The organism is Nocardia sp. bgisy134, from assembly GCF_965341865.1.
In the GTDB taxonomy this organism is placed as follows: Bacteria; Actinomycetota; Actinomycetes; order Mycobacteriales; family Mycobacteriaceae; genus Nocardia.
The window spans coordinates 130483-144107 of sequence record NZ_CBDQZP010000010.1; the positions used below are offsets into that span (position 1 = coordinate 130483).

14 protein-coding genes are annotated in these 13625 nt (G+C 70.0%); 5 read left to right on the plus strand and 9 right to left on the minus strand.

Annotated elements, in window-relative coordinates; translation table 11 throughout:
• Window positions 1-392: 392 nt before the first annotated feature.
• Window positions 393-842, minus strand: a complete 450-nt coding sequence (locus tag ACRWNM_RS19135) for a GNAT family N-acetyltransferase (protein ID WP_431969329.1) — start codon at window positions 840-842, stop codon at window positions 393-395.
• Window positions 843-860: 18 nt separating this feature from the next.
• A complete protein-coding gene (gene mqo / locus ACRWNM_RS19140) occupies window positions 861-2369 on the minus strand; it encodes a malate dehydrogenase (quinone) (protein ID WP_431969331.1) in 1509 nt (502 codons plus the stop codon).
• A 295-nt stretch (window positions 2370-2664) separates the two neighbouring features.
• Here mqo and ACRWNM_RS19145 point away from each other — a divergent pair, with 295 nt between their 5' ends.
• Window positions 2665-3729, plus strand: coding sequence for an alpha/beta hydrolase (locus tag ACRWNM_RS19145; RefSeq protein ID WP_431969333.1), 1065 nt, complete (start codon window positions 2665-2667; stop codon window positions 3727-3729).
• On the opposite strand, the gene ACRWNM_RS19150 is transcribed toward ACRWNM_RS19145, so the two are convergent.
• The 4 genes from ACRWNM_RS19150 to ACRWNM_RS19165 form a co-directional block, all read right to left on the minus strand.
• Window positions 3709-4272, minus strand: coding sequence for an alpha/beta hydrolase (locus ACRWNM_RS19150; protein WP_431969335.1), 564 nt, complete (start codon window positions 4270-4272; stop codon window positions 3709-3711). The two genes, ACRWNM_RS19145 and ACRWNM_RS19150, sit on opposite strands and share 21 nt — an antisense overlap.
• A 55-nt stretch (window positions 4273-4327) precedes the next feature.
• Complete coding sequence (locus tag ACRWNM_RS19155) at window positions 4328-4720, minus strand: PIN domain-containing protein (RefSeq protein ID WP_431969337.1); 393 nt, start codon at window positions 4718-4720, stop codon at window positions 4328-4330.
• Complete coding sequence (locus tag ACRWNM_RS19160; protein ID WP_431969339.1) at window positions 4717-4983, minus strand: AbrB/MazE/SpoVT family DNA-binding domain-containing protein; 267 nt, start codon at window positions 4981-4983, stop codon at window positions 4717-4719. Before ACRWNM_RS19160 ends, ACRWNM_RS19155 begins: the two co-directional genes overlap by 4 nt.
• Window positions 4984-5152: 169 nt before the next feature.
• Window positions 5153-6385 carry a serine hydrolase gene (locus tag ACRWNM_RS19165; protein WP_431969341.1) on the minus strand — a complete coding sequence of 411 codons (1233 nt, stop codon included), beginning with the start codon at window positions 6383-6385 and terminating at the stop codon, window positions 5153-5155.
• 319 nt (window positions 6386-6704) lie between these two features.
• Between ACRWNM_RS19165 and ACRWNM_RS19170 the strand changes: the two genes are divergently transcribed.
• Window positions 6705-7181 (plus strand): LppP/LprE family lipoprotein, encoded by a 477-nt coding sequence (locus ACRWNM_RS19170; protein ID WP_431969343.1) that lies wholly within the window; start codon window positions 6705-6707, stop codon window positions 7179-7181.
• Window positions 7182-7266: 85 nt separating this feature from the next.
• On the opposite strand, the gene ACRWNM_RS19175 is transcribed toward ACRWNM_RS19170, so the two are convergent.
• Together ACRWNM_RS19175 and map are read right to left on the minus strand one after the other, a co-directional pair.
• Window positions 7267-8844 (minus strand): cobyric acid synthase, encoded by a 1578-nt coding sequence (locus ACRWNM_RS19175; protein ID WP_431969345.1) that lies wholly within the window; start codon window positions 8842-8844, stop codon window positions 7267-7269.
• 49 nt (window positions 8845-8893) lie between these two features.
• Window positions 8894-9757, minus strand: a complete 864-nt coding sequence (gene map / locus ACRWNM_RS19180) for a type I methionyl aminopeptidase (RefSeq protein ID WP_431969347.1) — start codon at window positions 9755-9757, stop codon at window positions 8894-8896.
• 119 nt (window positions 9758-9876) lie between these two features.
• Here map and ACRWNM_RS19185 point away from each other — a divergent pair, with 119 nt between their 5' ends.
• Window positions 9877-10887, plus strand: coding sequence for an LLM class flavin-dependent oxidoreductase (locus ACRWNM_RS19185; RefSeq protein WP_431969349.1), 1011 nt, complete (start codon window positions 9877-9879; stop codon window positions 10885-10887).
• Between the two features lies 1 nt (window position 10888).
• Here ACRWNM_RS19185 and ACRWNM_RS19190 read toward each other — a convergent pair whose 3' ends face one another.
• Window positions 10889-11539: a GntR family transcriptional regulator gene (locus tag ACRWNM_RS19190; protein WP_431969542.1), complete on the minus strand. Its 651-nt coding sequence runs from the start codon at window positions 11537-11539 to the stop codon at window positions 10889-10891.
• A gap of 215 nt (window positions 11540-11754) precedes the next feature.
• On the opposite strand from ACRWNM_RS19190, the gene ACRWNM_RS19195 reads away from it, so the two are divergent.
• The gene (locus tag ACRWNM_RS19195) at window positions 11755-12882 is read left to right on the plus strand and encodes a TIGR03364 family FAD-dependent oxidoreductase (protein ID WP_431969351.1); all 1128 of its coding nucleotides are present in this window, start codon (window positions 11755-11757) and stop codon (window positions 12880-12882) included.
• Between the two features lie 11 nt (window positions 12883-12893).
• Window positions 12894-13583, plus strand: coding sequence for a phosphonatase-like hydrolase (locus tag ACRWNM_RS19200; RefSeq protein WP_431969353.1), 690 nt, complete (start codon window positions 12894-12896; stop codon window positions 13581-13583).
• The last annotated feature ends 42 nt before the right edge of the window (window positions 13584-13625 follow it).

The window sequence follows — 13625 nt, forward strand, 5'->3', positions numbered from 1 at the left end:
CTAAGCGGCGCGCATGCCTTGTCCACGAACCACCCCGACCGAGCGCTTGCCAGACGGTCGAACCTGAACGAGCCCCTCGCAGACTCCCCACCACGCCCGGAGCGCGTCATATGACCCCGTCCGCAGCCTGCCTCCCGTGCTCGAAAGGTGGCACACGACACAGCCGAAAAGCCCCGACCGCGCCCAGCACCTCCACCAGCCAGAACACAACCCCCACGCACCACCGACCACCCCCGGGGCGAGTCTTACGAGCCCGTTCGCGGCCCGTCTCGCGTCCGAGCGTTCGCGACGCATGCGCCGCAGGCGCGAGACGCGAACGCTCGGACGCGAGACACCAGGGGGCCGCGAACACGCGCGCGCCAGCGCGCCGAAAACACAGCCCGCGAACCTACCTACCCCCGCCGCATGGGCACGTGCATGATCCCGTCGTCCTCGAACTCCTCACCGTCGGCCACGAAGCCGTGCTTGGAGTACATGTCGACGAGATAGGTCTGCGCGTTCAACCGCACCGTCGCCGAGCCGACCTCGGCCAGCGCCGCCTGTAGCAACCGGGTCGTGTACCCGTGCCCACGAGCGGCCACGGCGGTACACAACCGTCCGATGCGGAACGACTTGACGCCGTTCTCGTGCTCTTCCAGCAGGCGCAGGGTGCAGATGACCTCCCCCTCGTCGTCGAGCCAGAAGTGCCGGGTCTCCGGCAGCAGGTCGAGTCCGTCCAACTCCGGGTAGGCGCACTTCTGCTCGACGACAAAGACTTCGACGCGAAGTTTCAACAGCTGATACAGGGTCGCCGTATCGAGATCCTGCGCCCATGACCGTTTGAGAGCAACCGTTGACATCATCGCGCCTTGCTATCACACCTACGGCGTCAGCGCGACCCCTGCATGCCTCGGCGTGTTCGCGTTCGCGAGGTTCAGCGACTTGTTCGTCCAGTCCCAGATCTCGTGGAACAGGGCTTTGTCCTCGGAGAGCTTCACGCCGAGCGACGGGATCATCTCGCGCAGGCGCGGGGTCCAGTCGGCGTACTGGCCCGGGAAGCAGCGCTGCAGCACGTCGAGCATGGCGGTGACGCAGGTGGAGGCGCCCGGCGAGGCGCCGAGCAGACCCGCGATGGAGCCGTCCTCGGCGGCGATCACGGCGGTGCCGAGTTCCAGCACGCCGCCGATGCCCTTGCGGCGGATGATCTGCACGCGCTGGCCCGCGGTGATGAGCTCCCAGTCGCGGCCGTCGGCCCGCGGGATGAACTCCTCCATGGTGTAGACCTTGCCGGACTGCGACTTGAGCAGCTCGGAGACCAGGTACTTGACCAGCGACAGCTCGGTGACGCCGACGCCGAGCATGGGCGCGAGGTTACCGGCACGGATGGACTTGAACAGGTCGGTGTTGCTGCCGTCCTTGAGGAACTTCGGGGTCCAGCCCGCGTACGGGCCGAACAGCAGGCCGGGCTTGCCGTTGATGACGCGAGTGTCCAAGTGCGGCACGGACATCGGCGGGGCGCCGACGGCGGCCTTGCCGTACACCTTGGCCTCGTGCTTGTTGATCAGGTCCGGGTTGGTGCAGCGCAGGAACTGGCCGCTGACCGGGAAGCCCGCGAAGCCCGCGATCTCCTTGATGCCGGACTTCTGCAGCAGCGGCAGTGCGCCGCCGCCCGCGCCGACGAAGACGAACTTGGCCTCGACCGTGCGGGTCTGGCGGGTGCGCAGGTTGCGGACCCGGATCTTCCAGCTGCCGTCGGACTGCTTGCTCAGGTCGCGCACCTCGTGGCCGAAGGCCAGGTTGGCGCCGGTGGCGCCGAGGTAGGCGAGCAGTTCCTTGGTGAGCGAACCGAAGTCGATGTCGGTGCCGCCGTCGGTCCAGTTCAGCGCGATCGGGTCGGAGAAGTCGCGGCCCTTGGCCATCAGCGGCAGCCTGCGCGCGAACTCGTCGGGGCTGTCGATGTACTCCATGCCCTCGAACAGCGGGTGCGGCGCCAGCGCCTCGTAGCGCTTGCGCAGGTACTGCACGTCGTCGGCGCCGTGCACGAAGCTGACGTGCGGGATCGGGTTGATGAAGCGCGACGGGTCGCCGAGGACACCGTTCTCCACCGCGTAGGCCCAGAACTGGCGCGACACCTGGAAGCGCTCGTTGATGTCGATGGCCTTGGTCACGTCGACCGAGCCGTCGGCGTTCTGCGGGCTGTAGTTCAGCTCGCACAGGGCCGAGTGTCCGGTGCCCGCGTTGTTCCAGGGATCGCTGCTCTCCGCCGCCGCGGCGTCCAGCCGCTCGAACAACGAGATCGACCATTCCGGCTGCAGCTGGCGAAGCAGCGCACCGAGGGTGGCACTCATGATCCCGGCACCGATGAGTACTACATCGGTCTTTTCAGTCATGGCAGCGTTCGGCACGGGTAGATCGACTTCCTTGTCACTTCTGGCGCGGCCACCGGCACGGTGGTCTGCCTGGGCACGGGCGCTATGCGGTTGTTGCGACGGGCGCAGGTATTCGTTTCGAGCCTGGCGTGACTCGGCGGTCGATAAGGTTACCCGCCGTTCACCTATCGCCAATTGTGCACCTCGCGACGTCGCATTCCAGCAACGAACCCGGTGAATGTGACATAGATACCTCCCCCGCTCCAGGTCGCGAGCGATCTTCTTTCCGGGCCGGACCTCGCCTACATTGGGTCTCGTGACGAACGAAACCTCGCTAGACGTGTCCGATATCACGGAGCGGACCGGAGGCAAGTGGCGGCCGGATGTCCTCGGAGCAGGGTACGAGCAGCGGTCCATCCCGCTGGGCGCCGACCCCGACGGCGAGGGCGACATCTCGGCAACCCTGGTGCGCTACCTCCCGGATTCCGGCGCGGCCGCCACCGAGGCCGCCGTGATCTACGTGCACGGCTTCACCGACTACTTCTTCCAGCAGCATCTCGCCGAGCACTTCGCCGCGCGCGGTCACCGCTTCTACGCCCTCGATCTGCGCAAGTGCGGCCGCTCGCTGCGCGACGGCCAGAGCCCGCACTACGTCACCGACCTGGCCTTCTACGACGAGGAGTTGAACGAGGCGCTGCGCATCGTCAAGGCGGAGGCCGGTGAGCAGGTACTGCTGGTCGCGCACTCCACCGGCGGCCTGATCCTGCCGCTGTGGCTGGACCGGCTGAACCGGACGGCGGGCGTCGCCGCTTCGGGCATCGTCGGGCTCGTGCTCAACAGCCCGTGGTTCGACCTGCAGGGTCCGTCCTACTACCGGACGATCGGCACGCCGATCATCGGCATGCTCGGCCGGTTCCGTTCCATGCTGGAGATGCCCGGCGGCGCGATCAGCACCTACGGCGACAGCCTGCACAAGAGCGCGGCGGGCGAGTGGGATTACAACCTGGACTGGAAGCCGCTGGCGGGTGCGCCGGTGCGCTTCGGCTGGCTGCGCGCGATCCGCCGCGGTCACTTCCGGCTGCATCAGGGCCTCGACATCGGGGTGCCCGCGCTGATCCTGCGTTCCCGGCTGACCAAGTTCCTGCGCGCGTACGGTCCGGCCGCCGACGTGGCCGACACGGTGCTCGACGTCAGGCAGATCCAGCGCTGGTCCGGCTGCCTCGGCGATCGCACCAACATCGTCCCGATCGAGGGCGCCCGCCACGACGTGTTCCTTTCCGCCCCCGAGCCGCGCGCCAAGGCCTTCGACGAGATGGACAACTGGCTGGACTGGCTGGCGGTGTACCGGCGCAAGGCCGAATCACCAGAGGCTGGTGCGTAGCACGATCTCGGTGGCCATTTCGTGGTCGGCTTCGGTGGCCACGTTGTCGACGTCGACCTGCACCACGCGGAATTCGCCGTAGACGAAGCGACCGGAGCCGTCGGCGACCGTCCGCGGCAACCGCTTGGTGACCAGCACGGTCACTGGGAGTTCCAGCGGACGGCAGCCGGGGTCGTCGACGGTGCCGTCGGCCGCGGGCGACGCGGGATGGCCGCGGTCGGCGACCACCAGGCTGATGAACCGCCCGAACGGGCCGGAGCAGGTCTGCCAGGCCACCGTGGCGCCCGCGCCGCGCGCCGCGACGTGCGCGTAGGGGACGCCGAGCTGGTCGAGAATCGCGTGCACCCCGGCCGAGTCGAGTCCTTCGACGGACTCCACGGCGAGGGTGCGCAGGTCGGAGGTGTGCAACCGCGCGGCGACCTGGTCGTATACGTCCACCGGATCGCCCGCGTCGGGCAAGAGCAATACCGTGTGCCGTGTTTCCGGGCCGTCGACCCGCACGGTCCAGGCCCGGTCACCGACCGTGATCCGCCGAGACTCCATGTCCGAGTACGCTACACCGCCGCTACTCACCCCCGCGGCGTGTCCGCCGCACCGCTCACACCATCAATCGCATCCCGGTGGTCGTCGCGGCCGCCGGGTTCAGGGTGACGGTGAGATCGCATCCCGCCTCCCGCCCCAGTTGTTCGACGAGCGCGTCCTCGAAGTCGGCGCCCTCAGCGCAGCGGCGCAGGGCTTGCCGGACGGTGTCGGCCCGCTCGATCACGATCTCGGCGGAGGCGAGCAGGCCGAGCACGATCTCGGTGACGGTCTCGGCGTCCAGCCCGTAGCGGCGGCGCAGCACCCGGTGGATCTCGGCCAGCACGAGCACGGTGACGTAGCCGGGGCGGTTCTTGCTCAGCCCTTCGATGACCTGACCGGCCCGCTCCGCCTGATCGGGGTCGTCCTGCGCGAGGTAGCGGATCAGGATGTCGGCGTGCAGTCCGATCACGACGCGACTCCCCCGGTCTCGTCTCGGCCGAGCGGCACCGGCGCACCGGTCCAGCCGACGATTCCCTTGAGCGACTTGACAGTCCGGTTCTCCGGCACCAGTTCGTAGCTGCCCGAATCGGTCGGCACGAAGGCGACGACCACGCCGGTGCGCAGCCCGAGCGCCACGCGCACGTCGACCGGAATGGTGATCTGCCCCTTGCTCGTCACGGTCGCGGACACGACCTTTCCCCGCTCACCGATGGGTCTGCTGTCGATCGCCATACCCTGCACCTCATCCCGCTGGGCCATCGGCTCGGGCCGCGATCCCTCCGAATCGCCTTACCCGCAACCGAATTCCTTACATGAAGGTAAGGCAGGCGAGAATTACGGTCAATGCCCGAAATCAGCGGCACCGACCGGCCATCGAGCACCGGTGGGAGAGCTGTACGGTTCAGGACTCCTTGCGGGCGATGGCCGCCGAGATCTGGGCGACCAGCTGCCAGGGGCGGTCGGCGTCTGCTATCGCCTTGCCGTTGGTCAGGATGGCGCCGGAAAGGCCGCGGGCGGGATCGGCCCAGCCGTACTGGGTGGTCAGCCCGCTGCGGCCGAAATGGGTTTCGGTGTGGCGGCCGAACTTCGAGCGGCTCCCGCCGAGTTCGTAGCCCGCCACGCTGACCCGGCCCGCGATGCCGGGTATCCGCTTCGCGGGCCGCACCGCCGCGTTCAGGGTTTCCGGCCGCATGATCCGCACGCCGTCGAGTTCTCCTCCGCGCGCGAGGATTTCGTAGAAGCGGGACAGTTCGTAGGCGGTGGTGACGAGATTGCCCGACGGCAGTTCCGCGGTGAGGAAGGCGCGGGTCGCCTCGTCGGTCATCGCCGCGCCCATGCCGCCGCCGAGCGCCTTGCGCGCCAGAAACTTCCACGCCCGCGACGGACCAGGACCGACCGGCACGCTCGGCACCACTCGATCGACCTCGTCGGGTCGCACGCCGAAGTTGGTCCAGCGGAAGCCGAGCGGCGCGAGCACCTGCTCGTGCAGATGCTCCCGCATCCGCTTCCCCGTCGCCCGCTGCACCAGCAGTCGCTGGATCAACCCGCTGGTCAGCGCGTGGTAGACGCGGAAACGACCGGGCGGCCAGCTGGGTCGCAGATCGGCCAGCGCCCGCACCGCCAGCTCCTCGTCGACCACCAGCTGGTACCCCCGATACGGCGGCGTCACGAACGGCACGCCCGCCGAATGCGACAGCACGTCACCGATCGTGATCCGCTGTTTGCCATTGGCGGCGAATTCCGGAATGTATTCGCACACCGGGTCGTTCAGCGCGAACGCGCCCTGCTCGACCAGCATGGCCAGCAGTGCCGCCGAGACGCCCTTGGCGGTGGAGAACCCGCAGAACGGCAGGTCCGGCGTGGCGAGCACCCGCGCGACCTCCGGCCCGTCGCCCGGCCGGTTGCCCCACCCGTGCCCGATCGCCCGGTTCAGGACGATCTTCCCGTTCCGTCGCAGGCACACCTGAATCGCCGGCGTGGTCCCCAGCCGATACCAGTCGCGCACCGATTCCCACACCGCGGCGATCGCGGCGCGGCTCACCCCGGCATCGGCCGGATCGTCTTCGGGCCCGGCGGTCGTCACCGAATCCAGATCGGCGGCAACCGTCACCAACAAGCCAGCAGGCGCATTCACCCTGCCCAGCGTAGCGATGTCCGGTGCGGCCGCGATGGACCATACGAGCGTGTGATGGCACGGTCGCGACAGAATCGAGGGGACAATGAACCACAGGGTTCGACTGGCCGCGCTGGTTGCCGCGGCGGCAGCGCTGACAGCAGGCTGCGGGAGCGACGATTCGACGCAGCCGACACCGACTTCGCAGCGGACGACTGCGGTGGCCGCGCCGACATCCGCGCCCGGGGGGACGTCGGCGCCCGCGGGGCCCCGGCAACCCGCCCCAGACGATGCGGCCCCGCCCTCCGTCGCCGCGCCGGGGACGAACCAGCCGCAGCCCGTGACCCCTACGGCGCCGCAGCCCAGCCCGTCCACCCCTGGCACCGTCACCGCGCCGGACAACGGCATCGGCGGCCCCGGCCGCTGCGTCGACCCCGCGTCGCCGGGCGTGCGCAGCGCGCTGGCCGGACTGGGCGAGGGCTGGGTGGCGGACCGCGCCTCGACCGACCAGCCGGGCAGCTGCGGACAGCTGCTCTGGGTGCGCGCCGTGGGCGGGGTATCCGCCGGCGCGCCCATCCACGTGCTGTTCTTCCACGACGGAAAGTACCTGGGCACAGCCACTTTCGAGCCCTACGCGTTCACGCACGTGGCAGGCTCGAACGGCGACTCGGTCACCGTGCAGTACAAGTGGCTGGTCGCCGACGAGCCGTTCGCCGCGCCGCAGGGCGGTCCCGTGTCGATTACCTACACATGGACCGGCTCGGGGGTCGCCATGAGCGAGCCGCTGCCGGAGGAGGTCACCCATCCGCACCGTTAGCGGCCGTCGCTAGGCCCTGTCTCGAGGTCCGGCGGGATGCCTCCGTGGATCGGATCGTCGCCTGGCAAGGCGGAGGAGGAGCCACCTAGGGCTGGTACTGGACGTCCGGCGCGAGGAGATCCGAACGGAGCGTCGGCATGCCCTCCGGCACGCCCTCGGTGATGAGCGTTGCCAGCAGGTTCGTGTCGAGGTGGCGCTCCATCAGATCCGCGAGCAGGTCGAGTTGGGCGGCGCGCACGGCGGAGACCGAAGTACCTTCGGCGACGTGGAAACCCGTGCGCCGCGCGTCCCGCGCGACCTCGCGCAACCAGGCGCGCCGGAAGTCGTCGGACTCCATCAGCCCGTGCAGGTGCGTTCCCCAGACAGCGCCGCGCACGCTGCCTTCCGGCTCGCCCGCCGCGTCGAGCCAGGCCGGGTCACCGCTGCGCGTCACACGTCCGTGGTGGATTTCGTAGCCGTGCAACGGGATACCCGCGGTGCCGAGCGGCTCGGCTGGGTCCGGCCCCGGCGCGCCGCGACCATCAGTGCGGCGCAGCACCTTCGGCTCGGCGAACTCGACGTCCAAGTCGAGCAGACCGAGTCCGTCGATCGCGCCCGCCGCCGATTCCAGGTCGTCGACGATGCGGCGGCCCAGCATCTGATAGCCGCCGCAGATGCCGAGGATGGGCTTGCCAGCCGCGGCGCGGTCGGCCAGCGCGGCGGCGATTCCGCTGCGGCGCAACCATTCCAGATCCGACACCGTCGACTTGCTGCCCGGCAGCACCACCAGGTCGGCGTCGGCCAGCCGGGAGGGATCGCGCACCCAGCGCACCGCGATGCCGGGCTCGCAGGCCAGCGCCTCGACGTCGGTGGAGTTCGAGATGCGCGGCAGCCGGACGGCCGCGACCGTCAGCCATTCCGTTCCCGCGGGTGCGGCCGGGCGACCGACCGGGGCGTCGGCGATCGTGCCGAGCGAATCCTCGGCGTCGATCCACAGATCCTCGGCGAACGGCACGACGCCGAGGGTGGGCCGCCCGGTCAGCTCGGTGAGCCGATCAAGGCCCGGCCGCAGCAGCTCGACGTCGCCGCGAAACTTGTTGATCACGAATCCCGAAACGAGCTGCTGGTCAGCGGGTTCCAGGACGGCGAGGGTGCCGAACAGATGCGCGAGCACCCCACCGCGATCGATGTCGCCGACGACGAGCACCGGCAGCCGCGCGGCCTCGGCCAGACCCATATTGGCCAGATCGGTGGCGCGCAGGTTGATCTCGGCGGGCGATCCGGCGCCTTCGCAGATGACCACGTCGAATTCGGCTCGCAGCGCGGCGAGTTCGGCGGCGACGACCGCGCGGAGCTCCTGCCGGTGTCGGAAATAGTCCGCGGCGCCGACGGTGCCGACGGCCTTGCCGCGCACCACGAGCTGCGAGCGGCGGTCGCTGCCCGGCTTCAGCAGGACCGGGTTGAAGCGCACGCTCGGCTCCAGACCGCAGGCGCGCGCCTGCAAGGCCTGAGCGCGCCCGATCTCGCCGCCGTCCAGCGTGACGACGGAGTTGTTGGACATGTTCTGCGCCTTGAACGGCGCCACCCGCACGCCCTTCCTGGCCAGCATGCGGCAGATGCCAGCCACCACAACGCTTTTCCCGGCGTCGGAGGTGGTGCCCGCGATCAGCAGCGCGCCCCTCATCGCGACCGCTCCGAAGCTCGGCCGGATCGGGCGCCGCCGCGCGCGGCGCTCACGGCAGGGTGAGGATGTCCGCGCCGGTCTCGGTGACGACCAGGGTGTGCTCGAACTGGGCGGTCCACTTGCGGTCCGTGGTGACCACGGTCCAGCCGTCGTCCCAGATCTCGTAGTCGATGCCGCCGAGGTTGATCATCGGCTCGATGGTGAAGGTCATGCCCGGCTCGATGATCGATTCCACGGCGGGCTGGTCGTAGTGCAGGATCACCAGGCCGCTGTGGAAGGTGGGGCCGACGCCGTGGCCGGTGAAGTCGCGCACCACACCGTAACCGAACCGGTTGGCGTAGGACTCGATGACGCGGCCGATCACATTGAGCGCCCGGCCGGGGCGGACCGCCTTGATGGCCCGCATGGTGGCCTCCTCGGTCCGCTCCACCAGCAGCCGGACCTCCTCGGCCACGTCGCCCGCGAGGAAGGTCTTGTTGGTGTCGCCGTGCACGCCGTCGATGTAGGCGGTGACGTCGATATTGACGATGTCGCCGTCCTCGATGACGGTGGAGTCCGGAATGCCGTGGCAGATCACCTCGTTCAGCGAGGTGCAGCAGGACTTCGGAAAGCCCTTGTAGCCCAGCGTCGACGGGTAGGCGCCGTGGTCGCAGAGGAACTCGTGGGCGATGCGGTCCAGTTCGTCGGTGGTGACGCCGGGCGCGACAGCCTTACCGGCCTCTTCGAGCGCCTGCGCCGCGATCTTGCCCGCGATGCGCATCTTCTCGATGGTCTCCGGTGTCTGCACCCAGGGCTCGCGCCCCTCGTTGACGGTCTTCTTCCACGCGTACTCCGGTCGCTCGATAGAGCGCGGCACCTCGCGGGTGGGCGAGAGCGTGCCGGGAACGAGTGGCTTACGGGTACGCACGGACATGGGACAAGAGTATCTGGACCCGGCCGGTGGCACCCGCCCGCCCGCGCCGGGGCGGAATAGAGCCGGACCGCAGTCCGTTTACCCTGGCACAGTAACTACGCACCGACGGGACTCGAACTGTGGAACTGGGACTGACGACGTTCGCCGAGCTGTATCCGGTCGGCGACCGGCCCGCGCCGAGCGCCGGGCAGCGCCTGCGCGAGGTGGTCGAGGAGGCAGTGACGACCGAGCGCGCGGGCCTGGACGTGTACGGCGTCGGCGAACACCACCGCGCGGACTTCGCCGCGTCGGCGCCCGCCGTGGTGCTGGCGGCGATCGCGGCGCGCACCGAGCGCATCCAGCTGACCAGCGCGGTCACCGTGCTCAGCTCCGACGACCCGGTCCGCGTGTACCAGGACTTCGCGACGCTGGACGGCCTGTCGAGCGGGCGCGCCGAGCTGATGGCCGGGCGCGGTTCGTTCACCGAGTCGTTCCCGCTGTTCGGCTACGACCTGGGCGATTACGACGAGCTGTTCGAGGAGAAGCTGGCGCTGCTGCTGCGGCTGCGCGAGGACGCGCCGGTCACCTGGTCCGGGAAGTTCCGCGCACCGCTGCGCGACGCGGTGGCCTATCCGCGCACCGACGACGGTCCACTTCCGGTATGGATCGCCGTCGGCGGCAGCCCGGAGTCGGTGATCCGCGCCGGGCTGCTCGGCCTACCGCTGGCGCTGGCGATCATCGGCGGCCAGCCCGCGCGCTTCCGGCCGCTGGTCGACCTGTATCACCGCGCGCTGACGGAGGGCGGGCACGAGCGGCAGCCGGTCGCGGTGCACGCGCACGGCTACGTGGCCGACACCGACGAGCAGGCCGTCGCCGACTTCTACCAGCCGTACGCGCTGGCCATGAGCACCATCGGCCGCGAGCGCGGCTGGGGCCCGATGACCCGCGAACACTTCGACGCCTCGCGCTCGCAGAGCGGCTCGTTGTTCGTCGGCACGCCGGACTATGTCGCCGAGAAGATCGCCGCGGTGCGCGACACGCTCGGCCTGGACCGGTTCATGCTGCATACCAGCGTCGGCACACTGCCGCACGAAAAAGTGCTGCACAACATCGATTTGCTCGGCGCGAAGGTGGCCCCGCAGATCCGGTGAGCTACTCCGACAGTCGCGCCTCGAACGCGATCCGGTCGCCACGGTACAGGGCGCGCACCCGTTCGATCGGAGCTCCGTCGTCGTCGACGCTGCGCCGGTGCAGCAACAGCAGCGGCAGCGCCGTGGTGCATTCGAGCAGCGCAGCCTCGCGCGGAGAGGCCAGCACCGTCTCGATGCGTTCGGTGGCGGCGCCGAATTCCACGCCCGAGGCGCGCACCGCGGCGTAGAGCGAGGTCGTCGGGTCGTAGTGGTCGCGAAGGCCGGCGAAGCGCGTCAGCGGCAGGAAGGTGCTCTCCAGTCCGATGCGCTCGCCGTCGGCGAGCAGCACCCGCTCCAGGTGCATGACGGGCATGCCTGCGGTCAGCCCGAGATCGCGGGCGGTGTCCGCGTCGGCGGGGACGTCCTCCCAGGTGACCAGGATGCGGCCGGGCACCCGGCCCAGGCTCAGCGCGCCCTCGGTGTAGGAGCGCAGCGACAACGGCTGCACCATCTTCGGCCGCGAGACCACCGTCCCCCGGCCCTGCCGCCGAATCCGGCCCTCCACCAAGAGATCTCGCAACGCCTGCCGGACGGTCTCGCGGGCGACTTCGAACCGCACGGCCAGTTCGCGCTCCGAGGGCACGGGATCGCCCTCGTCCAGCTCGCCGATCATCCCCTCCAGCTCGGTGCGCACCCGATACGACTTCGGCAAGCGCTCCGGGATGGCCAATTCGGCGCTCCTGCCGAACGTCTCGCCGCGCCTGCCGCGCGTCACCTCCGTTGCTTCCATGCCCGACAGCCTACCCGCAATTGGTCTATACCAATTGTTAACCCGACGTTCGCGCGGGGAACACCCATCGGTCTAGACCATTGCTCACCATGGGTCCCATGCGAGTGGTCATCATCGGAGGTGGAATTCTCGGCACCGCCCACGCCTGGGCCGCGATCCGTCGCGGGCACGAGGTCGTACAGCTGGAGCGCGAGCCCGAGGCACGCGGCGCGACGGTGCGCAATTTCGGCCTGGTGTGGGTGTCCGGGCGGTCGGCGGCGGAGCTCGACCTGACCTTGCGTTCGCGCGAGCTCTGGGAGGAGATCGGCGGCAAGGTCCCCGGCGTCGGCTTCCGCCCGGCCGGATCCATCACGCTGGTGCGCACCCCCGAGGAACTGGCGGTGGCGGCCGCCGCGGCGGCGAGCGACAGCGCCGAGGCGCGCGGCTTCGACCTGCTGGAGCCCGAGCGGGTGCGCGCGATCAACCCGGCGCTGCGTGGCAAGTACCTCGCCGGTCTGCACTGCGCGACCGACGCCGCGGTCGAGTCGCGCCAGGCGCTGCCCGCGCTGCGCGCCTACCTCACGGCGACCGGCCGCTACACCTTCCACGACGCCACCGAAGCCCGGTCGGTCACCGACACCGGCTCCGGCACAACGGTTCTCGACGACCGAGGCCGCGCCTTCACCGCCGACCTGGCGCTGGTCTGCCCCGGCGCCGCGCACACCGGGCTGACCAGGGAGCTGGTCGGCACGATCCCCGTGCGCCGGGTTCGGCTCCAGATGATGCAGACCGCGCCGCTGGGCGAGCCGCTGACCACGGCGATCGCCGACGGCGACAGCTTCCGCTACTACCCCGGCTTCGCGGGACCCGAGGTGGACGCGCTCGAACGCGAGCAGTCCCAGACCGCCACCGCGGCCGAGCACAAGATGCAGCTGCTGTGCGTGCAGCGCCTGCACGGCGGCCTCACCATCGGCGACACCCACGAATACACCGAACCGTTCGCCTTCGACGTGGACGAGGCGCCCTACGAACACCTCACCTCCGTCACCGAGGAACTGCTCGGCCGCAAACTGCCGCCGATCGTGCGCCGCTGGGCCGGGGTGTACAGCCAAAGCGTCGACCCGGCCGCGATCGTCACCCGCGCCAAGGCCGACGAGCACGTCTGGGTGATCACCGGCCCCGGCGGCCGCGGCATGACGCTCGGCCCCGTACTCGGCGAGGACACCGCCGACCTGCTCGGACTCTGAGAGGAGCCATCATGCCGCACAACCCGATCGACCTCGCCGTCCTGGACATGGCAGGCACCACCGTGGCCGACGGCGGTCTGGTGCTGCGCGCCTTCGACGTGGCCGCGACCGCCGCGGGACTGGAAACCGAAGGGCCGCAGCGAGAACGGGCCCGGCAGTACGTGCTGGACACCATGGGCCAGTCCAAGATCGCCGTGTTCCGCGCGCTGCTCGGCGACGAGGACCGCGCGCAGACCGCCAACCACGCCTTCGAGGCCGCCTACGACGACCTGATCGACGAGGTCGACATCGCGCCGATTCCCGGTGCGGCCGAGGCCATCTCGGCGTTGCGGGCGACGGGCGTACGGGTGGCGCTCACCACGGGCTTCAGCCGGGAGACCCAGGACCGGCTGCTCGACGCGCTCGGCTGGCGTGACATCGCCGACCTCACGCTGGCGCCCTCCGACGCCGGTCGCGGCCGCCCTTACCCCGACCTGGTCCTCACCGCGCTGCTGCGCCTGCGCATCGACGCCGTCGATCGCGTCGCTGTACTCGGCGACACCACCAGCGATATCGCCGCGGGCCTAGCCGCGGGCTCGCGCATCGTCGCGGGCGCGTTGACCGGCACGCACGACGAACCGCGGCTGCGCGCCGCGGGCGCCACCCACGTGCTGCCCTCGGTGGCCGAATTCGCCGAGCTGATCCGCGCCGAGCGCGCCTGAGTCCCGTCCCTCCGACAATTCGACACCCCAAGCGAAAGTTGC